Source organism: Promicromonospora sp. CA-289599, assembly GCF_050936155.1.
In the GTDB taxonomy this organism is placed as follows: Bacteria; Actinomycetota; Actinomycetes; order Actinomycetales; family Cellulomonadaceae; genus Promicromonospora.
In genome coordinates, this window is the sequence record NZ_JBNJNI010000001.1 from 4678997 (window position 1) to 4703412 (window position 24416).

At 72.7% G+C, this 24416-nt stretch carries 18 protein-coding genes and 1 riboswitch; of the genes, 11 read left to right on the forward strand and 7 right to left on the reverse strand.

Annotation, left to right across the window (positions count from 1 at the left end; all coding sequences use genetic code 11):
* Position 1: 1 nt before the first annotated feature.
* Positions 2-2152 (reverse strand): DEAD/DEAH box helicase, encoded by a 2151-nt coding sequence (locus ACQEVI_RS20855; RefSeq protein ID WP_432902304.1) that lies wholly within the window; start codon positions 2150-2152, stop codon positions 2-4.
* 123 nt (positions 2153-2275) lie between these two features.
* Between ACQEVI_RS20855 and ACQEVI_RS20860 the strand changes: the two genes are divergently transcribed.
* Entirely contained in the window at positions 2276-2956 is a 681-nt protein-coding gene (locus ACQEVI_RS20860) for a hypothetical protein (RefSeq protein ID WP_432902306.1), read from the forward strand.
* A gap of 78 nt (positions 2957-3034) precedes the next feature.
* Here ACQEVI_RS20860 and ACQEVI_RS20865 read toward each other — a convergent pair whose 3' ends face one another.
* Positions 3035-6076 carry a hypothetical protein gene (locus ACQEVI_RS20865; RefSeq protein ID WP_432902307.1) on the reverse strand — a complete coding sequence of 1014 codons (3042 nt, stop codon included), beginning with the start codon at positions 6074-6076 and terminating at the stop codon, positions 3035-3037.
* Positions 6077-6228: 152 nt separating this feature from the next.
* On the opposite strand from ACQEVI_RS20865, the gene ACQEVI_RS20870 reads away from it, so the two are divergent.
* Together ACQEVI_RS20870 and dxr are read left to right on the forward strand one after the other, a co-directional pair.
* On the forward strand, positions 6229-8028 hold the full coding sequence (locus ACQEVI_RS20870; RefSeq protein ID WP_432902309.1) for a RyR domain-containing protein: 1800 nt from the start codon (positions 6229-6231) through the stop codon (positions 8026-8028).
* Between the two features lie 36 nt (positions 8029-8064).
* Positions 8065-9234 carry a 1-deoxy-D-xylulose-5-phosphate reductoisomerase gene (gene dxr, locus ACQEVI_RS20875; protein ID WP_432902311.1) on the forward strand — a complete coding sequence of 390 codons (1170 nt, stop codon included), beginning with the start codon at positions 8065-8067 and terminating at the stop codon, positions 9232-9234.
* Between the two features lie 54 nt (positions 9235-9288).
* Here dxr and thiD read toward each other — a convergent pair whose 3' ends face one another.
* A complete protein-coding gene (gene thiD, locus ACQEVI_RS20880) occupies positions 9289-10263 on the reverse strand; it encodes a bifunctional hydroxymethylpyrimidine kinase/phosphomethylpyrimidine kinase (RefSeq protein ID WP_432902313.1) in 975 nt (324 codons plus the stop codon).
* Positions 10253-10350, reverse strand: a riboswitch (TPP riboswitch). It overlaps the preceding gene by 11 nt.
* Positions 10351-10358: 8 nt before the next feature.
* Positions 10359-10946: a TetR/AcrR family transcriptional regulator gene (locus ACQEVI_RS20885; protein ID WP_432902315.1), complete on the reverse strand. Its 588-nt coding sequence runs from the start codon at positions 10944-10946 to the stop codon at positions 10359-10361.
* Between the two features lie 122 nt (positions 10947-11068).
* Between ACQEVI_RS20885 and ACQEVI_RS20890 the strand changes: the two genes are divergently transcribed.
* Complete coding sequence (locus ACQEVI_RS20890; protein ID WP_432902316.1) at positions 11069-12097, forward strand: aldo/keto reductase; 1029 nt, start codon at positions 11069-11071, stop codon at positions 12095-12097.
* Positions 12098-12099: 2 nt separating this feature from the next.
* On the opposite strand, the gene ACQEVI_RS20895 is transcribed toward ACQEVI_RS20890, so the two are convergent.
* Positions 12100-14406 carry a hypothetical protein gene (locus tag ACQEVI_RS20895; RefSeq protein WP_432902318.1) on the reverse strand — a complete coding sequence of 769 codons (2307 nt, stop codon included), beginning with the start codon at positions 14404-14406 and terminating at the stop codon, positions 12100-12102.
* Positions 14407-14555: 149 nt separating this feature from the next.
* On the opposite strand from ACQEVI_RS20895, the gene ACQEVI_RS20900 reads away from it, so the two are divergent.
* The 3 genes from ACQEVI_RS20900 to ACQEVI_RS20910 all read left to right on the forward strand — a co-directional run bounded on the left by ACQEVI_RS20900 (position 14556) and on the right by ACQEVI_RS20910 (position 18091).
* Positions 14556-15878, forward strand: coding sequence for a M50 family metallopeptidase (locus ACQEVI_RS20900; protein WP_432902320.1), 1323 nt, complete (start codon positions 14556-14558; stop codon positions 15876-15878).
* A 72-nt stretch (positions 15879-15950) separates the two neighbouring features.
* Complete coding sequence (gene ispG, locus ACQEVI_RS20905; protein ID WP_432906037.1) at positions 15951-17093, forward strand: flavodoxin-dependent (E)-4-hydroxy-3-methylbut-2-enyl-diphosphate synthase; 1143 nt, start codon at positions 15951-15953, stop codon at positions 17091-17093.
* Between the two features lie 38 nt (positions 17094-17131).
* Positions 17132-18091: a GNAT family N-acetyltransferase gene (locus ACQEVI_RS20910; protein WP_432902321.1), complete on the forward strand. Its 960-nt coding sequence runs from the start codon at positions 17132-17134 to the stop codon at positions 18089-18091.
* 30 nt (positions 18092-18121) lie between these two features.
* Here ACQEVI_RS20910 and ACQEVI_RS20915 read toward each other — a convergent pair whose 3' ends face one another.
* Entirely contained in the window at positions 18122-19054 is a 933-nt protein-coding gene (locus ACQEVI_RS20915; RefSeq protein ID WP_432902323.1) for an Fpg/Nei family DNA glycosylase, read from the reverse strand.
* Positions 19055-19249: 195 nt separating this feature from the next.
* On the opposite strand from ACQEVI_RS20915, the gene ACQEVI_RS20920 reads away from it, so the two are divergent.
* Entirely contained in the window at positions 19250-21076 is a 1827-nt protein-coding gene (locus tag ACQEVI_RS20920; RefSeq protein ID WP_432902325.1) for a proline--tRNA ligase, read from the forward strand.
* Positions 21077-21146: 70 nt separating this feature from the next.
* On the opposite strand, the gene ACQEVI_RS20925 is transcribed toward ACQEVI_RS20920, so the two are convergent.
* A complete protein-coding gene (locus tag ACQEVI_RS20925) occupies positions 21147-22112 on the reverse strand; it encodes a DUF4439 domain-containing protein (protein ID WP_432902327.1) in 966 nt (321 codons plus the stop codon).
* A 293-nt stretch (positions 22113-22405) separates the two neighbouring features.
* On the opposite strand from ACQEVI_RS20925, the gene rimP reads away from it, so the two are divergent.
* The 3 genes from rimP (at position 22406) to ACQEVI_RS20940 (ending at position 24401) form a co-directional block, all read left to right on the forward strand.
* Positions 22406-22996, forward strand: a complete 591-nt coding sequence (gene rimP / locus ACQEVI_RS20930) for a ribosome maturation factor RimP (protein ID WP_432902329.1) — start codon at positions 22406-22408, stop codon at positions 22994-22996.
* A 1-nt stretch (position 22997) separates the two neighbouring features.
* A complete protein-coding gene (gene nusA / locus ACQEVI_RS20935) occupies positions 22998-24047 on the forward strand; it encodes a transcription termination factor NusA (RefSeq protein WP_432902331.1) in 1050 nt (349 codons plus the stop codon).
* A gap of 144 nt (positions 24048-24191) precedes the next feature.
* Positions 24192-24401 carry a YlxR family protein gene (locus ACQEVI_RS20940; protein WP_432906038.1) on the forward strand — a complete coding sequence of 70 codons (210 nt, stop codon included), beginning with the start codon at positions 24192-24194 and terminating at the stop codon, positions 24399-24401.
* Positions 24402-24416: the final 15 nt, after the last annotated feature.

Here is a 24416-nt window from a genome sequence, read left to right on the forward strand (position 1 = left end):
GTTACGCCGCGGGCTCGGCCAGCCGGGTGCGTTCCTCCTCGACGATGCGCCGGGCGAGCTCGGCATCGGCGACGTCGGTGGCGCCCGGCGCCACGGCCACCGTCGAGCGGCCGGCGTACTCGGCGAACAGCTCGGCTTTGGTGCCGAGGATCTCCAGGAGCCGCTCGTCCACGCTGTTCTCGATCAGCAGCCGGTGCACCTGCACGGTGCGGACCTGACCCATCCGGTGCGCCCGCGCGATGGCCTGCGCCTCCACCGTCGGCTTGACCTGCGGCTCGCACAGGATCACCACCGAGGCGGCCTGGATGTTGAGCCCGACGCCGCCCGCCTCGATCTGGCTCACCAGCACCTTCGGCTCCGGCGCGGAGGTGAACTCGTCGACCAGCTCCTGCCGCCGCCGGGCGGGGACGGATCCCGTGATGGGGCCGACGGCGAGCGGGCCCAGCTCGGTCAGCACGGTCTCGATCACGTCGCGGAAGAACGAGAAGACGACGACCTTGCGGTTGTTGTCCATCGCCTCGGCGACGATCTCGCGCAGCCGCACGAGCTTCGCCGTCGGCTCGGGGGCCTGGACGAACGCCGCCCGGCGCATGTCGGCGAACGAACGCTTCAGCACGGCCCGCCGGTAGGCGGCGCCGTCGTGCTTGCCGAACCGCTCCCACTCGTCGACCTGGACCAGCTCGGGCAGCTCGGTGAGCACGTCCTCCTGGTTGCGCCGCAGGTACACCGTGGAGACCGACCGGCGGAACGCCGCGGCGCCCGCCAGGCCCGCCGCCGGGTCTATCGAGTCGGCGACGTCGGGCTTGAGGTACCGCACGAGGCTGCGGAACTCGTCGACGGTGTTCTCCATGGGCGTGCCCGACATGAAGAGCACGCGCTCGGCGGCGCCGGCCCAGGCCGCGGTCCGTTCCGAGCGCTGCGCGGCGGGGTTCTTCACGTAGTGCGCCTCGTCCACCACGAGCAGTGCGGGCCGGGGCAGCCCGGCGGCGCGCAGGTGCCCGAGCTGCGGGAAGGTGACGATGCCGACGCCACCGTCGGCGACCCAGGTGCGGATGCCGGCGTCGCGTTCGTCGCCCTGCAGCACCCGGACCGCGAGCCGGGAGTGCGCCGAGACCTCGCGGGCCCAGTTCGCCGCGACGCTCGCCGGGCAGATCACGAGGAAGTGCCGGCGGCCCCGGGCGGCCAGGTGCGCCATCACGGCGATGGCCTGGACCGTCTTGCCGAGCCCCATCTCGTCACCGAGGATCGTGCGCCGCTGCACCAGCGCGTACCGCGCGCCGAACGCCTGGTACCCGCGCAGGGAGACGGTCAGCAGCGAGGTGTCCAGGTCCTGGGCCGACACCTGGTCGACGACGTCCTCGGGCAGGTAGCCCTCCGCCGCCTCGACGTCGACGCCGAGGTCCACGAGCTCGCCCAGCGCCGTGTAGTAGGCGGCGGCACGGGCCTCGTAGTCCCGCCACACCTCCGCGTCCGACGTGCCCGTCAGCGTGCGGTCCAGCCGGCGCAGGGCATCGGTGACGCCCGAGTCGTCGAGCCCGTCGACCGTCTCGCGGAGCGTGGTCAGTGCGGAGTCGGCCGCGGCGGTGCGCTCGCGGCCGGCGAAGAACCGCTTGACGAGGGTGCCGCGCAGGGCGCCCACCTCGGCCAGGCGGGCCAGCCGCGGGACGTCGACGTCGAGCCGCTCGCCCCAGGCGTCGAAGAACCGGGCGACGTGCTCGTGCGTGTGCAGCGCGCGCACCAGGTCGGTCGCGAGCGGATCCGCGGGGTCGGCCTCGATCCGGAAGGTGAGCGCGTCGTCGACGGCGTCGAAGATCTGCTGGGCCGCCTCACGCAGCAGGCGCGCGGTCTTGGGCCCGACGCCGGCGATCGCGTCGAGCTCCTCGTGGTCGGCGTGCAGCACCTGGGCCACGGTCCGGAACCCGGCCGACTCGACGAGTCCCACCCGCACGCGTCCGGTGCTCACCTCGCGGATCCGATCGACGGGTACCTCTGCCAGCTCCGCCAGCACCCGGGCGTCCCGGGCGGCGCGGTACGCGACGCGCACCCGTTCAGGGGCCGCGCCGCGCTCGGTCAGCGTCTCCGCGCCCAGGGCGTGCCGGGTGCGGGCCTCCTCGAGCAGCTCGCGGGCGGCAGCACGTGACCAGGTGTCCATGGCGGCTGACGGTACTGGGTGCGTGCCGCTGCGACGTACTCGCACACGCCGTCGCACCCCCGTCCATACCGGGACTGAACGCCCGTTCTGGTAGTTTCGTCGCACCGTGGACAGGAGGAACGAGTGAGCACGGACGCACTGCCGCAGCAGGCACAGGCGACGCAGGTCACCGCAGCAGGGGAGACGACGGCCGAGGTGGCGCCGGTCGCTGTCGACAGCGATATCGAGAGCGGTATCGAGAGTGGTCAGGCCCCGACGCCCGTCGCGGGTTCTGAGCAGACTCCCGAGCCGGTCCAGGCCCCGGAGCAGGGCGAGGCACCGGAGCGCGCGGAGAACCTCGAGACGCGCACGGCAGCCAGGCTGCACGAGCTGGTGGTCTCGGGCGCGGAGAAGTTGCCCGGCGAGACCGGCAGCACGGTGTCGAAGATCGCCGTGGCGCTGCTGTCGTTCGGCAGCCAGGCCGCGGCGAAGGAGCAGGACAAGCCGACGACGAAGCTCGTCGGCGAGGCCGTCCAGCTGTACAAGAGCCTGGACGACGAAGACCCGACCAAGCAGCGCGCGGTGCTCGAGCACGCGCTGGAGACGTTCACGACGTCGACGATCGGTGGCAAGGAGCGCTCGCAGGTGCTGGAGGTCGCCGAGGAGGCGATGAACCTGTGGGGCAAGCTGCGCGGGACGTCTTCGGACCTCGCGAAGTCCGACGCCGCGGTCTCCATGCGCTCGCTCACCAGCGTGCTGCGCAAGGAAGGCCGCGACGAAGAGGCGGACGAGACAGAAACCGAGGCCAAGCGCCTGGAATCCTGACCGCACACCTCGTTGAGTGCTGGACATTCGCCCTCTTGTGCGTCATTGAGGGGCGAATATCCAGCACTCAATGCGGGGTCAGGGGGAGCAGGCCGGGTCGGTCGCCAGGGTGACGCCTTCCGGCATGTCGTCCGGCGTCGGGGCACGGCCTGCCATGGCGCACGCCCGGGCGATCATCTGGTCGTCCGAGAAGGTCCAGCCGGTGGTGACCCCGTGGTCCTGGACCACGAGGAGCTGTCCGTCGGCCGCGTGCACGTCACCCGGCGCCACCTCGCCGCCCGGTGCGTAGGAGTACAGGCTCGTGGCGAGCTCACCCATCTTCTGCCCGGTCTCGATGTCGAAGAACGCGAGCGCGGGGCCCCGGTTGCGCGCCACCAGGTTGGGCCCGGGCAGCACCGCCATGACGTCGCCGTAGGTGCCGGCGAGGTCGAGCGACTCGGGGTCGCCAGGGCCGGTGACCGGGCGCAGCCGCACCGTCGAGTCGAGGCCCAGCGTGACCAGCTGGTCCGGCAGGGCCGCCCCGTCGGTGCCGCCGATCATGTGCACCTGTGCCACGCTGCTGCCGCGTACCGTCCACACGTCCGTCTCGCCCCGGGCCGCGGCGTCGAGGTCGGCCACCCGGAGCGAGAAGTCGCGCGGCGCGACGGCCACCTTGCTCCCGTCGTCGGCGACGGCGACCCGGCCGGGCGCCGTCCACCCGGGTTCGAGCCGCGGCGTGGTGCCCAGGGGGCCCGGCACGTGCACGGCGCGCTCCTGGAGCCCGGCATCGAGCAGGTGCAGCCCGGAGCACGCGTCGACCAGCAGGATGTCGTCGCGCGTGCGCTGGGCGCTGACGACGGTCGCGCAGGCCGGGTCGCCCTGGTCCAGTCCTGGCGCGACCAGGTCGCGGAACCCCGCCTCGTACCCGGCGGTGGTGCCGCCGCCGGTCCGGTAGGCGTCGCCCTCGGGCGTGACGAGCAGGAGGCTGTCCCGGTCCAGCCAGACGGGCAGCAGCGGCCGGCCGACGTCCGGGCTGTCGGCGGGCAGCGTCACGGTGCCGCGCCCGTGGATGGTGACGGTGCCGTCCGACCAGGACGCCGCGGTGTTCGCCGTCCCCGTCGGCCCGTCCCGGTAGGTGGCGAGGACCGCGGCCGGGCCGGCCGGGCCGTCGTCCGCGGCTGGTTCCCCGGCGTCCTCCTCGGATGCCGCCGCGGCCGCCGCGCCCGCAGAGTCCGGCAGCGGCACGTCCCCGTGGGTGTCGGCGGTGGACCACAGCGCGATCCGGCCGTCCGACGCCGCCACGACCCGGTCGGTCCCGACCAGGACCGGCGGGCCGGTCCGCTGGACGCCGGTCAGGTGCCAGGTCCGCCGCAGGTCGGCGTCGTCGGCGATCTCGCACGCGACGAGCCCGTGGTCGGTGGCGATCAGCGCCCGCGTGGTCTCGTCGTCCATCGCGACCACCTCCGGGTCTGACCAGACGTGCGGCACCGGGCAGTCCGCGGAACGCACGGAGCCGTCGGCCCAGTGGTGCACGGTGATCGTGGTGCCGTCCTCGTCGGAGCGCAGCGTCGCCCAGTCGTTCAGCGAGGGGGACGGGACCGCGCCGTCGGGCAGCTTCACGGTCCCGGCGTGGGTCAGCTCCAGGGTGTCGAGGCTGCGGACCTCGAGGGTGTCCGCCGCGGCGTCGGCCACGGCAAGGGTGCGGCTGGAGCCGACGGCGAGGGACGTGACCGCCAGCTCCGTCTCCACCTTGCTGCGGAACGCCAGGCGCTGCTCGTGCGGCCGCCGGGAACCGGCGTCCGACTCCAGGACCGCGAGGTCACGACCCGCGAGGTTGATGCTGCCGATCCGGTTCCTGCCGCTGGTGGCGTCGTGCCACGCGATGAGGAGCGTGTCGCCCTCCGGGGTGACCGCCACCGCCGTCGCACCCGGCAGGTCGAGGTGCGTCTGGCGGCTCGTGCTGCCCTCGGGGAGCGGCCCGAAGCGCCCGACGGTCACGCCGAGGTCGTCCACCGCGGCGACCACCGTGCCGTCCGCGCTCCCGGCGACGAGCGGGCCGGCGCGCCCGGACCCGGTCACCGTGCCGAACGGCGTGCGGTCGCCGCGCAGGACGGTGGGTTCGCCGTCGTCGGGGTTCCACCGCACGAGGTCACCCCTGTCGGTACGCCCGACGATGCCTGTGCCGGTCGGTGCGACGTCGGCGAGCCCCGTCTCCTCCGGCACGTCGACGGTCCGGAGCAGGTACGGGTCGGCGGGCTCGTTCGCCGTCACCGCGTTGAACAGCGCCGTGCGGGTCTGCCCGTCCCGGAGGCGTTCGACCGCCTCCACCGCGAGCAGCTGCGCCACCGCGGGATCGTCCTGGTGCACGACGTGCGACGTCGCGCCGAGCAGGTGGGCGGCGTTGGCGTTCACCGCCTCGTTCGCCCGGGACGCCTCCCGCAGGGCGTATCCGGACGCGGCGACGGACACGGCCAGCATGACGCCGAGGGCCGTGATCGTCAGCCGGCTGACGAGGTTGGCCGAACCCTGGCGAGCGATGTGGGCGCTCAGGATCTCCTCGGTGCTGACGTCCGGGCCGCGCAGCGGGGCGACGAGCTCGGCGAGCGCCGTCGCTCGGTCCGGATGGCGCCGCCAGAACCTGCGCCGCTGGCGCAGCCGGGTCAGGTCGGTCCACTTGGGTTCACGGTCGATCCGGTCGGCGAGCGGGGCGGGCAGTGCGGTGGTGCTGATCTTGTCGATACTGCGCGCTGACCGGTCCCAGACGATCTTGCCGCTCGTCAGCGCGACCAGAAGGGTCTCGGGTTCCCGGTGCTCGAGCCACCAGGCCACCTCCTCGGCCACGAAGTGGGAGCTCGCGGCGCCCTCGGAGGCGAGCAGGATGAGGTAGTCGGAGTGCTCGAGCTTGCGCTTGATGGAACCCCAGAGGCTGGGGTTGTTCGCCAGGCCGGTCCGGTCCAGGAAGATGCGCAGGTCGCGGACGTCGTCGCGTTTGTCGAAGTCGAGGAGCTGCGTGTGGAAGTCGGGCGCGAACTCGCCGTCGGAGTCGCGGCTGTAGGACAGGAAGGCGTCGTACCCGTCGGTGCGCGGCGCGACGGACGCCCGGGCAGCGGGTAGCAGGCCGCGGACTCTCCGGTCGGTCATCCTTGCCCCCCGCTGTTCTCCTCGGCGAATGTCGCGGACCGGAGAGAAATGCATCCCCTGTGTGTAATGTCGCCGCTGGTCATGACGCTAGCGACCTTTAGCCTGAAATGCACCGTTAGGTGTGCTGGTGGGTCGGACGAGAGGGGCACGAGATGGCGGCACCGGAGCTCGTGATTCCCCGCGGCGGACCGCGCCGGCTGCGCGTGCGCCGGTCCTGGGTGCGTGCGGGCTTCACCGCGCTGTTCGGCGTGGCCTTCGCACTGGGCCTGTGGGGCTTCTCCGTCTACCGGTCCTCCCCGGACTTCGTCTGGGGCACCACCGGGTGGGACGTCGTCTACTACTCCGTCCAGCTCTTCGTGCTCGGTGCGGAGGCCACCAACGACGGCGGCGACCTGCCCTGGCAGCTCCAGGCCGCACGGTTCCTCGCCCCGGTCGCCACCGGCTACGCCGTCTTCGAGGCCGTGCGCTCCCTGTTCGCCGACCAGATCGCGGCGATGCGCACCCGTCGGATGCGCGGCCACGCCGTGGTCGTCGGGCGCACACCGGCCGCCGACCTCATCGCCGAGGCGCTCGCAGCCCGGGGCGCGCCCGTCGCGCGGACCGCAACAGGGGACACGGCGTCGCTGCGCAACGCCGGTATCTCCGGCGCCGCGGTGCTCTACGCGTGCGAGCGAGAGGACGACGAACCCGGCGTCAACGTGCTCACGGTGGCGGTGGCCAACCGTGCGGAGCGGGATCCCGCCCTGCCGGGCCTGCGCCTGAACGCCCACGTGAGCGACCCCGAGCTCGCGCTCGCCCTGCAGGCCCGCCACCTCAGCCACCCGCAGCCGGGTGTGGACTTCTTCACGCTGGGCGAGCTCGTCGCCCGGTCCCTGGCCCGGCGCGACCAGACGGTCGCGCGCGGCGCCACACCCCACGTCTCGGTGGTCGGGCACGGCACGTTCGGCAGGGCGCTCGTCGTGGCGTTCGCGCGGCTGCGGAGCGTCGAGATCGCGTCCGGCGGCGAACCGCTCACGGTGACCCTCGTCGGTCCCGGTGCCCGCGTCGCGGCGCAGGCGCTGCGGGCACGCTGGCCCAGCGTGCGGGCGGCCTGCCGGCTCGTCCCGGTCGAGACGTTCGCCGAGGTGCGCGCGATCGGCACGCCCCAGCGGGTCTACGTGTGCCACGACGACGACGGGGACGCGCTCCGGCACGCGCTGCGGGACAGCGACCTCTGGCGTGCCGGCGAGGGCGCCGTCGTGCTCCGCCTCAACCGCCTCGCGGGCCTCGGCGGCCTGTTCGGCACCCACGACGGCGCGATCCTCGACGACCTCGGCGGGCGGCTCGACGTCGTCGAACCGGGCACGCTGCTGCGCAGGGCGACCGCGCCCGGCGTGCTGGTGCACGACGACGTCTACGACCTCATGGCCGTCTCCGCCCACCTGACCTACCTGCGCAACCAGCGCTCGCGCGGCGTGGCCTGGGAGAGCACCCCGGCGATGGTCTCGTGGGTCGACCTGTCCGACGACCTCCGGGCCGCGAACCGAGCCCAGGTGCGCGCCATCCCGGACCGGCTCCGCCAGATGGGCTGCACCGTCGCACCCGCCGGCGACGGCGAGCACGGCCGGATCCCAGAACCCGTGGTCGACGCCCGCGCCGTCGACGAGCACGAGCGGTGGATGGCCGAGAAGGCCGCAGCGGGCTGGACCTACGGGCCCCAGCGGGACGACGCCCGGCGTCTGCACCCGGACCTGCGACCCTGGGAAGAGCTGTCGGAGGCGGACCGCGAGAAGGACCGCGCGGCGATCCGTGCCATCCCGGTGATCCTCGCGGACTTCGGCCTCCACGTGGTCCCGCTCGTCGACGACGCCGGCTGGGAGGCCGCGGGCGAGCCCGTCCCGGACCCCCGAGGCGTGGTCAAGGGCTGGCGGATGTTCGGCCGCGGCCGCGCGGAGCCGGCCGCCGGCGACTGACCAGGACCGGCACCGCGGGCTGACAGGATGTGCACCATGCGAAGCGTCACCCTCCTCGGCTCCACCGGTTCCATCGGCACGCAGGCCATCGACGTCATCGGGCGCAACCCCGAGCGGTTCCGGGTGGACGCCCTGTCCGCCGGCGGCTCCGACCTGCCGCTCCTCGCCCGGCAGGCCGCGTCGCTCGGCGTGCGCGCCGTCGCGGTGGCCGACGCCGCCGCCCGCCCGACCCTGCTGGACCTGCTCCGGGAGGCGGGCGCCGACGGCGTCGAGGTGCTCGCCGGACCGGACGCCGCGACCGAGCTCGCCGGCCGGGGGAGCGACGTCGTGCTCAACGGCATCACCGGGTCAGTGGGCCTGCGCCCCACCCTCGCCGCGCTCGCCGCCGGCTCGACGCTGGCGCTCGCGAACAAGGAGTCGCTGGTCGTCGGGGGCGCGCTGGTCAAGGCGGCGGTGCGGCACGAGGGCCAGATCGTGCCGGTGGACTCGGAGCACTCCGCCATCGCGCAGTCGCTGCGCTCGGGTGCGTCGTCCGAGGTCCGCAAGCTCGTCGTCACCGCCAGCGGCGGACCGTTCCGTGGCCGCACGCGCGCCGAGCTGCGCGACGTCACGCCCGCGCAGGCCCTGCGGCACCCCAACTTCTCGATGGGGCGCGTGGTCACCACCAACTCCGCGACCCTGGTCAACAAGGGCCTCGAGGTGATCGAGGCGCACCTGCTGTTCGACCTGCCGTTCACCGCGATCGACGTCGTGGTGCACCCGCAGCAGATGATCCACTCGATGGTCGAGTTCGCCGACGGCTCCACCATCGCCCAGGCCGGGCCGCCGCGGATGCTCGTGCCGATCGCGCTGGGCCTGTCGTGGCCCGACCGCCTGCCTGACGTCGACGTGCCCATCGACTGGACCCAGGCGTCCACCTGGGAGTTCGCCCCCCTGGACGACGACGCCTTCCCCGCCGTCCGCCTCGCCCGGCAGGTCGGCGAGGCCGGCGGCACGCACCCCGCCGTCTACAACGCCGCGAACGAGGTGTGCGTGGACGCGTTCCACGACGGGGCCATCGGCTTCCTCGACATCGTCGACACGGTGGCCGCCGTCGTCGAGGCGCACGAGACGACGGACGCCGGCGACGCGACGTCGGTCGAGGGCGTCCTGGAGGCCGACGCCTGGGCCCGCGCCCGCGCGGCGGAGCTCCTCAAGACGATCTGACGGGGCGCGACGAGTCCGACCACGGTGCTGACTCGGCGCCTGCAGTCCGCCGAGTCAGTGGCCTGGTCGGACCGGGGCGCTGACTCGGGGACTCGGGGCCGCCGAGTCAGTCGGTCGGTGGCGGGCCGACCCGAAGCCGTGGTCGACCGGGCCGTGGCCGCGCCAGGGACCGGGCGTGGTGCCCGTCCCGCCGACGACCAGGTCGTCCGCGGCGCGCAGGGCTCCGGTCAGGTAGTCCTTCGCCGCGCGTACGGTGGGCTCCCACCCGTCGTGCCGGGGGCGCAGGACCGCGCACGCCGAGCTGAGCGTGCAGCCCGTCCCGTGCGTGTTCCGCGTGGGGATCCGCGGGGCGGTCAGGGCGACGACGCCGTCCGGGCTGCTGCCGGGTCCGAGGCCGGCCCCCGCGAGGTGGTCGACCGACTCCGCCGAGTCCAGGTGCCCGCCCTTGACGAGGGCGAACCGTGCCCCGAGCTCGAGGAGCGCACGCGCCTGGTCGGCCGCCTCGCGATCGTCCCCGGCCCGTTCGGCGCCGAGCAGCACCGCTGCCTCCGGCAGGTTCGGCGTGACCAGGTCGGCCAGGGGCAGCAGCTCGTCGCGCAGCACGGCTTCGGCGTCGGGCGCGAGCAGGCGGTGGCCCGACGTCGAGACCATCACCGGGTCGAGCACCACGTAGGGCATACGCCCGGCGGCCCGCAGGTCACGCAAGGCCGCGGCGACGGCCCGGCCGACGGCGGCGTCCGTCGTCATGCCGATCTTCACGGCGTCCACCGCGACGTCGGCGAACAGGGTCTCGAGCTGCGCGGTCACCATGTCGGCGGGCACGGGCAGCACCCGCGCCACGCCGGTCGTGGACTGGGCGGTCAGTCCGGTGAGCACCGCGCAGCCGTACCCGCCGAGCGCCGCGAAGGTCTTCAGGTCGGCCTGGATCCCCGCGCCGCCGGAGGGGTCCGAGCCGGCGATCGCCAGCGCCACGACCGGGTGCCCGGGCGGTCGGGTGCGGGATGCGGAGTCAGGCAGGACGGAGCCCATGAGGCGTTCCCTTCGCTAGAATTACCTAGAGCAGGTTCCACGGGTGCGTCTCAGCCAGGCTGGTGCCCGGCGCCCCGCGCCATTTCGGCCCCACCCTACCCAGCGGTCTGCCCGGCCCCGTACTGCAGCCCGTCCACGAGCAGGTCGATCATGCGCCGGCCGTGCTCCGGCTCCTCGTCACCCATGGGCAGGTTCAGCTTGGACACGGCGTACAGGAGGTCCTGGGGGCTGACGACGGCACGGATCGCCCCCGCCTCGACAGCGGCGTCGAGCAGGGAGCCGAGGGCCGGGCCGAGCCGGCCGAGGAAGTAGCCGGGCAGCGCGTCGAACGCCGGGTCGCCCGAGTGCAGGGCCGAGGCGAGGCCGCGCTTGGTCGCGAGGAACTCCGTGTACCGGTGCAGCCACCTCTCCAGGGCGTCGACCGGCCCGTGCTCGGCCGCCAGCGCGGAAGCGGCGTCGGCGGTGGCGTCGACCTCGTGCTGGAACACGGCCTTGACCAGGTCCGAGCGCTTGGGGAAGTGCCGGTACAGCGTGCCGACGCCGACGCCGGCCAGGTCGGCGATCTCCTTCGCGGGCGCATCCACGCCGGACGTGCCGAAGGCCGACTTGGCGGCGTCGAGCAGCGAGTCGATGTTGCGTTGCGCGTCGGCGCGCAGGGGCCGCGGCGCTGTGTTCTGGGTCACTCCACTCCATCCCTTGCTATCCGGAACGCCTTTCCATATAGTTCTGGAAGAGCGTTCCGCTTAGCTCCAGAGTACGACATCGCCGGAGCGCTCACCAGACCTCTCGACCCCAGGAGGGCCCCATGCAGTACCGCAACCTCGGCCGGACCGGTATCAAGGTCAGCCCCTACGCGCTCGGCGCGATGATGTTCGGCGCGGTCGGCAACCCCGACCACGAGGAGTCGATCAAGATCATCCACAAGGCCCTCGACTCCGGCATCAACTTCGTCGACACCGCCGACTTCTACTCGCACGGGGAGTCCGAGGAGATCGTGGGCAAGGCGCTCAAGGGGCGGCGCGACGACGTCGTGCTCGCCACCAAGGTGCACCTGCCCATGAGCGACGACCCCAACCACCGCGGCAACTCCCGCCGCTGGATCATCGCCGAGGTCGAGAACTCGCTGCGGCGCCTGGGCACCGACTACATCGACCTCTACCAGATCCACCGCCCCGACCCCGAGACCGACGTCGAGGACACGCTGGCGGCGCTGACGTACCTGATCAGCTCCGGCAAGGTGCGGGCCATCGGCTCGTCGACGATGCCCGCCGCCGAGATCGTCCAGGCCCAGTGGGTGGCAGAGCGGCGCGGCCTGGAACGCTTCAGGGCCGAGCAGCCGCCGTACTCCATCCTGAACCGGGGGATCGAGCGCGACGTCCTGCCGGTCGCCCAGCAGTACGGCATGGGCACCCTGGTCTGGAGCCCGCTCGCCGGAGGCCTGCTCACCGGCCGGTACCGCAAGGGGCAGGACAACGACACCCACCGGGCGCAGTTCGGGTTCGAGCACCTGCGCGACGAGCAGCGGCTCGACGCCGTCGAGCAGCTCGTCCCTGTCGCCGAGGACGCGGGCATCCCCCTGAACCACCTGGCGATGGCGTTCACGATCGCCCACCCGGGCGTCACCTCCGCGATCATCGGCCCGCGCACCATGGAGCACCTGGACAGTGCCCTGGCCGGTGCCGAGGTAGTCCTGAGCGACGAGATCCTGGACCGGATCGACGCGATAGTGCCGCCCGGCACCGACGTCGGCCGCCTCGACATGGCCTACGACCCGCCCGCCATCCAGCAGCCGCTCCTGCGCCGCCGGCCGGCGGCGCAGCGCGCGGCCGCCTGAGGTCAGCGCCCCCGCGTCCAGTTGAACACCGCCACGCCCGTCACCAGCGCGCCGATGGTGACCAGGGCGGTGGCGGTGACGGCCTGGAGCGGGCCGATCAGGTCGGCGTCCAGCGCGACCTGGACGGTCCCGATCAGGGCGTAGACGCCGGCGAACACGGTGATGGCGGACAGCGTGCCGTCCATCAGCCGACGGCGCCCGCGCTCGCGCTTGGCCTCGGCAGCCCGCTCCCGGTCCCCGTGCAGGCGTTCGAGGGCCGCGAGCCGCGCGGCGATCGGCTCCTGGAGCAGCTCGCGCAGCCGCTCGGTGACCACCGCGGCCTGCTGCTCGAACCGCGACGCGTGCAGGAGCTGGTTCAGCATCCTGGACTCCAGGGCGGAGGCCAGGAACGTGGGCGAGGTGATGGTGGTCAGCGTGGCCCGGACCTCCGAGGCGAACTCGTGCAGGCGCAGCTGTTCGCGGATGAGCCGTTCCTTGCGCTCGGCGAGATCGGCGCCGTTGTTGACGTCGTGGTCGGCGAGCATCGTCGCGACGATCCGCAGGTGGTCGGCGAGGGTGGCGTTCCACGCGCTGAAGAGCCCGTTCAGGCTGGCGACGAACTCCGCGAGCGAGCCGTACTGGGAGATCTTGAAGTGTGCGGTGCCGGCCAGGGCGACCGTCGTGGAGTTCGTGGCCACCGCGACGACGTCGCCCAGGTGCCGCACCCCCTCCAGCAGCACGGGGTTGCGCTGGCGCAGGGTCCAGTCGCACAGCGTTGCGGTGCCGTAGGAGACCGGCTGGAGCAGCACCTGTGAGCCGAACGCGGCGAGCAGCTCGTCGCCCATGGCGACCGGCGTGCGCTCCGCCCGGGGCGCGGCGGGTCCCCGCCCGCGGCTCGCCTCGTAGACGGTGGTGACGACGTGCGCCCGCCCCTGTGCGATCTCGGTGCCCTCGTGCACCAGGTCGGCGGTGGCGCGCTGGAGCAGGTCGGCGAGGTCGAACAGGCGCTCGGGGGGTGGGCTGCCCGCGTGGTCGACGTCGACGGGTGCGCCGTCCGGCGAGATCCAGCGCACCCGGATGTCGGCGTGCAGGTTGGACAGCCGGAACCGGGCGTCCCGGACCTGCTGCGGCGACTGCTCGCGCGCCGAGTAGCGGAACCGCACGTAGTGGTTGCCGAACTCGGTGAACCGCACGTCGCAGGACAGCTCGGCGATGAACGAGCCGTCGGGCTGTTCCAGGCGCACGTTCGGCATCGACAGCGACACCCCGCCGTACGGGCGGGCGGCCCGGTCGACGCTCGCCCAGACGTCGTCCATCTTGAGTCGGCCCCGCACCGCGAAGGCCTGGACGCCGAGCAGCTCGGGCCGCTCGTCGCGGTCGGCGAGCTCGCGGATCGCTGCCACGGCGGCGGTGGGGCTGACGTCCCGCAGGCCGAACGGGTAGATGTAGACGGTCCGCAGCCGGTCGAGCGTGAGCCAGGGGGAGTCGAGGTTGCGGTGCAGCTCCGTCAGGTGCATCCGGTAGGCGCGCAGCTCGCTGGCCAGTATGTAGTTGAGGTGCCGGTCGGTCTCGGCGGCCCGCAGCCCCTCGAGCGCGGGGGCGAGCCGGGACGGCTCGCCGGTCATCGCGTCGTCGGCGGCCCCGGTGGCCTCCGACAGTGCGCGGAAGTACCGGATGCGGGTCACGGCCTGCGGCACGAGCGCGCGCCGGAACGGCGACCTCGGGTCCGGGATGGCACGGGCGGCGCGGAGCAGGTCGCCGCACCGGTCGCCGGCCTGCGCGGCGGCGTCGGCCAGCCGGGGCAGGCTGCCCGCGCTGCGGGCGGCCGAGGTGTGCATCTGGGTGATGAGGGTGCGCAGCAGCACGGCGACGGCGTCACCTTCTGCCCGGCAGACGTCGTCGGGCGCGCTGTCGCGGCACGTCGCCCAGGTCTCGACGAAGGCGCGCAGCGGGACGATGATCCGTCCGTGCCGGAAGGTGTACTGCAGGGCGTCGCTCGCCTGTGACCACAGGTAGACGCCGAGCAGGGCGGCGGCCCGCGGCTGCGCGACGACGGCGGTCAGCGCGGCGGCGGTCTGCGGGCCGCGCGGGTCGCCGGGCAGCGGGTGGCGGCGGTTCGGCGCCTCGCCGTCGTCCCCCATGTTCCAGCGGGACGCCGCCCAGATCGCGCTGACGTCGACGCCGATCTCGCGCAGCTGCCTGGCGACCCGGGAGTCGCCGTCCGCGGCGTGCCAGGCCTCCGTCTGGAACATCGACGTAAGGCTCTCCGTGAGGGAACCAGGACCGTACGTGTGCAGCTCCCGGAACTCAGGGACGGACGAAACCGGCATACCGTCACGTTAATGACCGGTAACCGATGTCACAACGAAATGCCATGAGAAGTGCCACGAAACCGCAGGGGAGTGAACGACAGGTGGGCGTCGCGGGGGAGGCGCGCACCGCCTTTCGAGGGCGTCAGCAGGTGCCGTAGTCTCGGTCCGTGAGCATCGTTCCGCACATCATCGGTGTGCTCGTCCTCCTCCTGGGCGTCATCGTCTCCGTCGGGCTGCACGAGCTGGGGCACATGATCCCGGCGAAGAAGTTCGGGGTCCGCGTGAGCCAGTACTTCGTGGGGTTCGGGCCCACGCTCTGGTCGCGGACCAAGGGCGAGACGGAGTACGGGCTCAAGGCGATCCCGCTCGGCGGGTTCGTGCGGCTCGTCGGCATGATGCCGCCGGCGCCGGCCGGCACGCGCCGCGGCACCGGGTTCTGGAGCGAGCTCGTCGCCGACGCCCGCGACGCGTCGGTCGCGGAGGTGCGCCCCGGTGAGGAGCACCGCGCCTTCTACAACCTCTCGACGCCCAAGAAGCTGATAGTGATGTTCGGCGGGCCGTTCGTGAACCTCGTGATCGCCACCGTCCTGATCGGTGTGGTCCTGATGGGTTACGGCACGCTGACCGTCTCCACCACGGTCGCCCAGCTCTCGGAGTGCGTGCCGGCGTCGGTCACCTCCAGCGCGACCGGCGACGACTGCGAGGGGCAGCCGGCCGCACCGGCCGCCGCGGCCGGCCTGGAGCCGGGCGACGAGATCGTCGCGTTCGGCGGCGCCGAGGTGCACAGCTGGCAGCAGCTGGTCGGCCTCATCAACGACTCCGCCGGTCAGACGTCCCAGGTCGCGGTCCTGCGCGACGGCGAGCGGGTCACACTCGCGGTGACCCCGGCCAGGGCCGACCGTCCGGTGGTGGACGAGCAGGGCACCGCGGTCGTCGGGGCCGACGGCGAGCCCGTCGTCCAGCCCGGCGGTTTCGTGGGCTTCTCGCCGCTCCAGGTGCGCGAGCCGCAGCCGCTCTCCAGCGTCCTGCCCGCCGTGGGCGAGCAGACCTGGCAGACGCTGACCATGGTCGCCACGCTCCCGGTCCGCGTGGCCGAGGCCGCGACCCAGGCCTTCACCCCCGAGGAGCGTGCGCAGGACTCCGTGCAGTCGATGGTCGGCGTCGCCCGGATCAGCGGCGAGATCATGGCCCTGGACGAGGCGATCCTCGACCGCGTGATGATCTACCTGAGCCTGCTCGCGAGCCTCAACATCGCACTGTTCGCCTTCAACATGATCCCGCTCCTGCCGCTCGACGGCGGGCACCTGGTCAACGCCCTCTACGAGGGCGGCAAGCGGACGCTCGCCAGGGTGCGCGGGGCGGCGGTCCTGCCCGGCCCCGCGGACGTCGCCCGGATGACGCCGGTGGCCTATGTGGTCTTCCTCATCCTGCTCGGCGTGGGCGGCGTCCTCATCGTGGCGGACCTGGTGGATCCCGTGCGGATCACGTGATGCCAGACACGATGTACGTTTCGCACCTTCCGAAGCAGGGATACTGATCTCGTGAGCGCAATCAGCCTCGGCATGCCGGCAGCACCTCCGCCGGTACTCGCCCCCCGCCGCAAGACTCGAAAGATCAAGGTCGGCAAGGTGGAGGTGGGTGGTGACGCACCCGTGAGCGTGCAGTCCATGACCACCACGCCCACCACCGACATCAACGCGACCCTCCAGCAGATCGCGGAGCTCACGACGGCAGGCTGCGACATAGTGCGCGTCGCCGTCCCGACCTCCGACGACGCGGACGTGCTGCCGATCATCGCGAAGAAGTCCCAGATCCCCGTGATCGCGGACATCCACTTCCAGCCGAAGTACGTCTTCCAGGCGATCGACGCCGGCTGTGCGGCCGTCCGGGTCAACCCGGGCAACATCCGCAAGTTCGACGACCAGGTGGGCGAGATCGCCCGGGCCGCGAAGGACGCCGGCATCTCGATCCGCATCGGCGTCAACGCGGGCTCGCTCGACAAGCGCCTGCTGGCCAAGTACGGCAAGGCGACGCCCGAGGCCCTGGTGGAGTCCGCGGTGTGGGAGGCGAGCCTCTTCGAGGAGCACGACTTCCACGACTTCAAGATCTCGGTCAAGCACAACGACCCGGTGATCATGGTCCGTGCCTACGAGCTGCTCTCCGAGCGCGGCGACTGGCCCCTGCACCTCGGCGTCACCGAGGCGGGCCCGGCGTTCCAGGGCACCATCAAGTCGGCCACGGCGTTCGGCGCGCTGCTCAGCAAGGGCATCGGCGACACGATCCGCGTCTCCCTCTCGGCCCCGCCGGTCGAGGAGGTCAAGGTCGGCAACCAGATCCTGCAGTCGCTCAACCTGCGTCCCCGCAAGCTCGAGATCGTGTCGTGCCCGTCCTGCGGTCGCGCCCAGGTGGACGTCTACACGCTCGCCGAGAAGGTCACCGCCGGCCTCGAGGGCATGACCGTCCCGCTGCGCGTCGCCGTCATGGGCTGTGTGGTGAACGGGCCGGGCGAGGCGCGCGAGGCCGACCTCGGTGTGGCGTCCGGTAACGGCAAGGGCCAGATCTTCGTCAAGGGTGAGGTCGTCAAGACCGTCCCGGAGTCGATGATCGTCGAGACACTGATCGAAGAGGCGATGCGGATCGCGGATGCGATGCCTACGCCGGAGAATGATGTGCAGGCCGGCCCGCCTGTCGTATCGGTCGGCTGAGAGTCTGATCCAAGACGGAGCAGTGGACGGAGCAGAGCATGGCTCGCTGGCGCACCCCGGTACCCGCCGGAGCGCGCCCCGACGGGCCTGCTCAACCGGGCGAACAGGGCATTCTGCCGCAGCGTGGCCGGCCTGATGTCGCCCGCCCGCTGACTCGCGCGGACCTGGCGCAGGCCCTGCGGGTGTGCGCGGTCGACCCGGTCTCGTCGGTCCTCGCGACCGCCCGTCTGGAGATCGCGGCGCGCGCCGGTTTCGGCGCCGCCTCGGGTCAGGCCTGGGGTTTCCCCGCCGTCGGAAAGCTCGAGGCGGTGTGCTGGGCCGGCGCCAACCTGGTGCCGGTGATCCCGATCTCCGATCCGGCCCGGCGGGCCCAGGCGGTAGCCGCGTTCGCCGAGCTGGCGCGCGTGCACGGGCGCCGGTCGTCGTCGATAGTGGGGGAGCAGTGGGCGGCGCTGGGGCTCTGGGAGCACCTGTCGCCCCACTGGCCCCCGGCCCGCGACGTGCGTGCCGACCAGCCGTCCATGGCCATCGGGACGGCGCCGTCGCTCGCGCCGGAGCCCACCGTCCGCCGCTCGGTGCCCGCCGAGCTGAGCCTGGTGCTGCCCGCGTGCGTGCGGATGTTCACCGAGGAGGTCGGCTACTCGCCGGTCGCCTCGGGCGGGTCCGCCTACGCCGAGCGGGTACGGGCCCTCATCTCGGAGGGACGCTCCTTCGTCCGTGTGGTGCCCGACGGCGGCGGGCGGCCCGCCGTCGGCTTCAAGGCGGAGCTCGGGGCGGTCGCCGGGGGAGTCGCCCAGGTCCAGGGCGTCTGGGTGGAGCCTGCGTTCCGCGGCCGTGGCTGGTCCGAGTCGGGGATGGCGGCGGTGGTCGCCGCGACGCGCGCGTCCATCGCGCCGGTGGTGTCGCTCTACGTGAACGCCTACAACGAGCGGGCGGTCGCCGCCTACCGGCGGGTGGGCTTCGAGCAGGTGGGCACGTTCGCGACCGTGCTGTTCTGATCTGACGTCCGTGCGGGCCAGCCGTGCGGGTCAGCGCAGCAGCTTGGACATGCGGCGGTCCGCGAGGGGCTTGCCGTCCGTCTGGCACGTCGGGCAGTACTGCATGCTCCGGTCGGCGAACGACACCTCGTGCACCGTGTCGCCGCACGGCGTCCCGTCCCAGCCGGGGCAGGGCAGCCCGGTGCGCCCGTGCACCCGCATCCCGGCGCGCTTGGCGTCCTTGAGCTCTTTGGCAGGCTTGCCCGAAGCCGCCGCGATCGCCTCCGCGAGCACCTCGCTGATCGCGGTGTGCAGGCGGGCGGTCTCCTCCGGGGTGAACGACCGCGTCAGCTTGTACGGGCTGAACCGGCTCGCGTGCAGGATCTCGTCGCTGTAGGCGTTGCCGATGCCCGCGATGGCGCGCTGGTCCCGGAGCAGTCCCTTGACCTGCTGATTCTTCGCAGAGAGGAGGCCGGCCAGGACCTCGGTGGTGAACTCCGGGGACAGCGGCTCCACACCCAGGGACGCGATCATCTCGATCTCGGCGGGGTCGCGGACCACGTGCACCGCCAGCCGCTTACGGGTCCCGGCCTCGGTGAGGTCAAACCCGGAACCGTCGTCGAGCCGCACGCGCAGCGCGAGGACCGCACCACGGCCGGAACTGCCGAGCGACGGCCGGACCTGCTTGGTCGACAACGCGTCCGCCCAGCGCACCCATCCGCCCCGCGAGAGGTGGAAGACCAGGTGGAGCGGGGCGCCGTCGGACGCCGCCGAGCCCGGGACGGAGCCTGGGGCGACCACGACGTCCAGCCACTTGCCGTGCCGTGCGACATCGCTCACCTCGCCACCGGCGAGCGCGTCGACCGGCGGGTCGTACGTCTTGAGCGCGGCGATCGAGCCGACCTCCACCCCGGCGACCGTGCGCCCGGACGCCCGGGCGCGCAGGAAGTCGGCGAGCGCGGCGACCTCGGGCAGCTCCGGCATGGCCTCATCCTCCGGCGCATCCCGCCCCGCGGCAAGGCCTACTGGGAACGGGCCCGGCGGCGTCGAACCGCAAGGTGCGAGTCCATCCATGCCGTGATGGACGCGTGTGTTGCGGTTCGACACCCGGGTGGTGAGGAACTTGCGGTTCGGAATTTCCGGCGAGCCGCAGCGGCCCGCGCGGATAGGCTGTGCCCCATGTCTTCCGCACGCCTCATCCAGGGCGACGTGCTTCGCATGTCGTCCCTCTTCGTCCGTACCCTGCGCGAGGACCCGGCCGAGGCCGAGGTCGCCAGCCACAAGCTCCTCGTGCGGGCCGGGTACATCCGCCGGGCCGCCCCGGGCATCTACTCGTGGCTGCCGCTCGGCCTGCGGGTGCTGGCCAAGATCGAGGCGATCGTCCGCGAGGAGATGCTCGCCATCGGCGGCCAGGAGGTGCACTTCCCGGCGCTGCTGCCGCGGGAGCCCTACGAGGCCACCGGCCGCTGGGAGGAGTACGGCGCCGGCCTGTTCCGCCTCAAGGACCGCAAGGGCGGCGACTACCTCCTCGCGCCCACGCACGAGGAGATGTTCGCGCTCCTGGTCAAGGACCTGTACTCGTCGTACAAGGACCTGCCGGTCACGCTGTTCCAGATCCAGACCAAGTACCGCGACGAGGCGCGCCCCCGCGCCGGCCTGATCCGCGGGCGCGAGTTCATCATGAAGGACTCGTACTCGTTCGACGTCAAGGACGAGGGCCTCGAGGTCAGCTACCAGAAGCACCGCGAGGCGTACGAGAAGATCTTCACGCGCCTGGGCCTGGAGTACGTGATCGTCTCCGCGATGTCAGGCGCCATGGGCGGCTCCCGCTCCGAGGAGTTCCTGAGCCCCTCGCCGATCGGCGAGGACACGTTCGTGCGCTCGCCCGGCGGCTACGCCGCCAACGTGGAGGCGGTGGTCACGCCCGTCCCCGAGGCGATCCCGTACGACGACGCCCCCGCGGCCCACGTCGAGGACACGCCGGACACCCCCACCATCGCGACCCTCGTCGCGCTGGCGAACGAGAAGTTCCCGCGCCCCGACCGGCCCTGGACCGCCGCCGACACCCTGAAGAACGTGGTGCTCGCACTCGTCCAGCCCGACGGAACCCGCGAGCTCGTCGTGGTCGGCCTGCCCGGCGACCGCGAGGTGGACCTCAAGCGCATCGAGGCCGCACTTGCCCCCGCCGAGCCCGAGGCCGCCACCGAGGAGGACTTCAAGAAGTTCCCCGCGCTGGTCAAGGGGTACATCGGCCCGCAGGCGCTCGGCCCCCAGGGTGCGCAGATCGAGGGCGCCGACGGCGAGAAGGTCCCCGCCGTCCGCTACCTCCTCGACCCCCGCGTGGTGCCCGGCACCCGCTGGATCACCGGCGCCAACGAGCCCGGCAAGCACGTGTTCGACCTCGTCGCGGGCCGTGACTTCACGGCCGACGGCACCGTCGAGGCCGCCGAGGTGCGCGCCGGCGACCCGGCGCCCGACGGTTCCGGCCCGCTGGAGCTCGCCCGCGGCATCGAGATGGGACACATCTTCCAGCTCGGCCGCAAGTACGCGGAGGCGCTGGGCCTGGTCGTGCTCGACGAGAACGGCAAGCAGGCGGTCGTCACCATGGGCTCCTACGGCGTCGGCGTCACGCGCGCGCTCGCCGCGCTCGCGGAGGCCAACCACGACGAGAAGGGCCTGGCCTGGCCCGCGCACGTCGCCCCGGTGCACGTGCACCTGGTCGCGGCGGGCAAGGGCGCCGAGATCTTCGAGGCCGCGGAGTCGATCGCGACCGACCTCGCCGCCCGCGGCGTCGAGGTGCTCTACGACGACCGCGCCGGCAAGACGTCACCGGGCGTGAAGTTCAAGGACGCCGAGCTGCTCGGTGCCCCGCTGGTCGTCGTCGTGGGCAAGGGGCTGGCCGACGGCCTGGTCGAGGTCCGGCCGCGCGTCGGCGAGGCGGAGCAGCTCCTCGTGGCCGACGTCGTGGACACGGTGGCGGAGAAGGTAGCGGCCCTCCTCGCCTGAGCGGTCTCGCTGGTCGAGCCCGTCGAGACCGGTCTCGACACGCTCGACCAGCGGGAGTCGGTCCCGGAGCTCAGGCGCGTTCGGGGAGGCCCGGGAACGGGATCGCCGGGGCGCCCCACTGGGCCGCTGCCAGCGTGGTGTCCGTCAGGAGGGCGACCAGGACGGCGCGGGTGCCCGGTTCGGCCACGCCGACCAGCGTCGCGTAGTTCTGCGTGAGGTCTTCCTCGACGTCGCGGGCCAGGTCCGGCGTCGCCGTCTCCGACCCGGGTACCGTGTAGGCGACCCGGCGCGGGTCCTGGTCGGTCCCGTCCACGCCCGCCAGGAGGGCCCAGGCCTGGGCCCGGGCCCGGTGCACGCGGGCTCTGTCGTAGGCCCGGGTGCGGACCTCGCCGTCGGCCTGCGCCGCACGCACCTCGAGGGCGTAGGCGGCGGTGTCCTCGCCCAGGACCAGGGTGGCGAGCTCCTCCGCGGACAGGCCGGCGGGTACTGCCGCGAGCTCCTCCGTGGCCGACGCCGGAGTCGCCGCGGCCTGCTCGCCCTCGCTCTGCTCGACGTCGGCCGCGGACGGCTCGGGGATCTGCGTCGAGGGGAGCTCGGGGCCGCGCTCGCCCGTCAGCCGGGCGAGGTCCCGGGCGTACCGCGCCTGGGCGGCCGACACGGAGCCGAGCAGGCGACCGAGAGGGCCCGACTGGGCCTGGTCGGCGGCGGCACGGGTGCGGGTCGCGGCATCGCCGAGCGAGGTGACGACCGTTCCGGGCGTCTGCTCCGGAACGGTCGCGGAGGGCGAGGCACCCGATCGCTCGGTCACTATGTCGCCCAGGCCGGAGTCGTACTCGCCACCGAGCTGCTCTGCCTGCAGGGTCGTGGCCTCGGCGATGGCCGTGAGCTCGGCGGCCACGTCGGCCTCGACCCCCTCGGCCACCGCTGCGGCGCCGGCCTGGTCGGCGACGAGCAGGGCATCGGCCACGGCGGTGCGCCGCACCACCTCCACCGCATCCGGGACCGGCTCGGTGGGCGGTGGCGACTCGAGTCGCACGCCGCAACCTGAGAGAATGATCGCGCAGGTCAGGGCCAGCGCGGTCAGGGCTGACCGGCTTCGGGTGCGGGCCCTCGGGCCGTTGGGGTTCATCGTGGCCGATGATGTCATGTTCCGGAAGCCGAATCGCGCCCTGACCGATTGCGGTCGGGTCACGGACATCACGTTCTACGCGAAGTGCCGAGGCCCGGCGCTTCGTTACGCTTGACGCAGACAACAACAGCACATCGGTCGAACCGTTCCGGCTCGAACCGTGCCCCCGCGCACGTGGGGGAGCCGACGGGAGGCAGTCGATGACACAGCAGGCGGATGCGGTCCGCGAGGTGGTAGGCCCGGTGGTCGAGGCAGCGGGGCTGTACCTCGAGGAGGTGACCGTCACCCGGGCGGGGAGCACGTCGGTGGTGCGGATCACCGTCGACCTGCCGGACGACGCCCTGGGCAGCCTCGACTCCGACAGGCTCGGCGACGCCTCGCGAGCCATGTCGGCGGCACTGGACGAGGACGACGTCGTCTCCGGTGCCTATACGCTCGAGATCTCGACGCCGGGCACGTCCCGGCCGCTGACCGAGCTGCGGCACTACAAGCGCGCTCGGACCCGGCTGGTCACGCTGAAGATGATGGACGGCAGCCGCGTCGAGGGGCGGCTCACCGACGTGCTCACGGGCGGTGACGGCGACGTCCTCGTGCTCGACGGCGACAGCCGGATCCCGCTGGGCGACGTCCGCCGGGGCAAGGTGGAGGTCGAGCTCAAGAAGCTCGACGCCCAGGATGCCGAGGTATCGGAACTGGGCGAGAGTGCAGGTGAAGACACCGACGACGACTCGGACGGTGCTGGTTCTGACAACGCGACCGAGGGTCACCCCGGCCGCAACGAGGAAGGCTGACATGGACATCGACATGACGACCCTGCGGATGCTGGAGCGCGAGAGGGACCTCAGCCTGGACATCCTCGTCGCGGCCATCGAGCAGGCGCTCCTCTCGGCCTACCACCGCACTCCTGACGCGTACAACCGCGCCCGCGTAGAGGTGGACCGCGCGTCGGGCCACGTGACCGTGTGGGCCCGCGAGGAGCTCCCCGCGGCCGAGGACCCGGAGGACCCCGAGGCCCGCCCCGTCGTCGAGTACGGGCCCGAGTTCGACGACACACCGCAGGACTTCGGCCGTATCGCCACCGCCACGGCCCGCCAGGTGATCGTGCAGCGGCTGCGGGACGCCGAGGACGACCAGGTGCTGGGTACCTTCCGCGGCAAGGAGGGCGAGGTGCTGGCCGGCGTCATCCAGCAGGGCCGCGACCCGCGCATGGTGCTGGTGGACGTGGGTGGCACCGAGGCGATCCTCCCGCCGCACGAGCAGGTACCCACCGAGGAGTACGTGCACGGCGAGCGGCTGCGCGCCTACGTGGTCGAGGTGAGCCGCGGAATGAAGGGCCCGCAGATCACGTTGAGTCGTACGCACCCGAACCTCGTGCGGAAGCTCTTCGAGCTCGAGGTACCGGAGATCGCGGACGGCTCGGTGGAGATCACCGCCATCGCCCGCGAGGCGGGGCACCGCACCAAGATGGCGGTCCGCACCCGGGTGGCCGGGCTCAACGCCAAGGGCGCCTGCATCGGCCCGATGGGCGCGCGGGTCCGAGCGGTGATGGCCGAGCTGCACGGTGAGAAGATCGACATCGTCGACCACAGCGACGACCCGGCGTCCTTCGTGCAGAGCGCCCTGTCGCCTGCGCGTGTGTCGTCCGTCACAGTGGTGGACGCCGATGCCCGCGCCGCACGCGCCATCGTCCCCGACTACCAGCTGTCCCTCGCAATCGGTAAAGAGGGGCAGAACGCCCGGCTCGCCGCGAAGCTGACGGGCTGGCGCATCGACATCCGCTCCGACGAGGCCGCCGACGCCGACGCAGGTGGCGCGGGTGCCGGCACGCAGAGCGGCCGGTAACGCCCGGTGGGCCGGCGCGGTAGACTGTCTGAGTCTGGGCCACGTGCCCGTCCTTCGACATACCCCGTTCCACCCGTCAAGGGGCCGGTGCGCACGTGTGTCGGATGCCGGGAGCGCGACCAGCGGTCTGCACTCCTGCGTCTGGTGCTGGACACCTCGATGCATGATGACGCCGTGGAAGCCTCACGGCGCATCGTCATCGACGTCCGTGCCTGCCTGCCGGGTCGTGGTGCCTGGGTTCACCCGGAACCGCGGTGCCTGGAGCTCGCTGAGCGTCGCAGGGCCGTGTCACGCGCACTGCGTGTCGACGGGCCCCTCGACCTCGGTGAGGTACGAGCACACCTCGGCCAGTGAGTGCAACAACCGCAG

What these genes read in the sequence shown, in the direction of transcription:
- ACQEVI_RS20855 (WP_432902304.1), bottom strand. Translation starts at nt 2,152, where the DNA reads ATGGACACCTGGTCACGTGCTGCCGCCCGCGAGCTGCTCGAGGAGGCC.
- ACQEVI_RS20865 (WP_432902307.1), bottom strand. Translation starts at nt 6,076, where the DNA reads ATGACCGACCGGAGAGTCCGCGGCCTGCTACCCGCTGCCCGGGCGTCC.
- ACQEVI_RS20870 (WP_432902309.1), top strand. Translation starts at nt 6,229, where the DNA reads ATGGCGGCACCGGAGCTCGTGATTCCCCGCGGCGGACCGCGCCGGCTG.
- dxr (WP_432902311.1), top strand. Translation starts at nt 8,065, where the DNA reads ATGCGAAGCGTCACCCTCCTCGGCTCCACCGGTTCCATCGGCACGCAG.
- thiD (WP_432902313.1), bottom strand. Translation starts at nt 10,263, where the DNA reads ATGGGCTCCGTCCTGCCTGACTCCGCATCCCGCACCCGACCGCCCGGG.
- ACQEVI_RS20890 (WP_432902316.1), top strand. Translation starts at nt 11,069, where the DNA reads ATGCAGTACCGCAACCTCGGCCGGACCGGTATCAAGGTCAGCCCCTAC.
- ACQEVI_RS20895 (WP_432902318.1), bottom strand. Translation starts at nt 14,406, where the DNA reads ATGCCGGTTTCGTCCGTCCCTGAGTTCCGGGAGCTGCACACGTACGGT.
- ispG (WP_432906037.1), top strand. Translation starts at nt 15,951, where the DNA reads ATGCCGGCAGCACCTCCGCCGGTACTCGCCCCCCGCCGCAAGACTCGA.
- ACQEVI_RS20910 (WP_432902321.1), top strand. Translation starts at nt 17,132, where the DNA reads ATGGCTCGCTGGCGCACCCCGGTACCCGCCGGAGCGCGCCCCGACGGG.
- ACQEVI_RS20915 (WP_432902323.1), bottom strand. Translation starts at nt 19,054, where the DNA reads ATGCCGGAGCTGCCCGAGGTCGCCGCGCTCGCCGACTTCCTGCGCGCC.
- ACQEVI_RS20920 (WP_432902325.1), top strand. Translation starts at nt 19,250, where the DNA reads ATGTCTTCCGCACGCCTCATCCAGGGCGACGTGCTTCGCATGTCGTCC.
- rimP (WP_432902329.1), top strand. Translation starts at nt 22,406, where the DNA reads ATGACACAGCAGGCGGATGCGGTCCGCGAGGTGGTAGGCCCGGTGGTC.
- nusA (WP_432902331.1), top strand. Translation starts at nt 22,998, where the DNA reads ATGGACATCGACATGACGACCCTGCGGATGCTGGAGCGCGAGAGGGAC.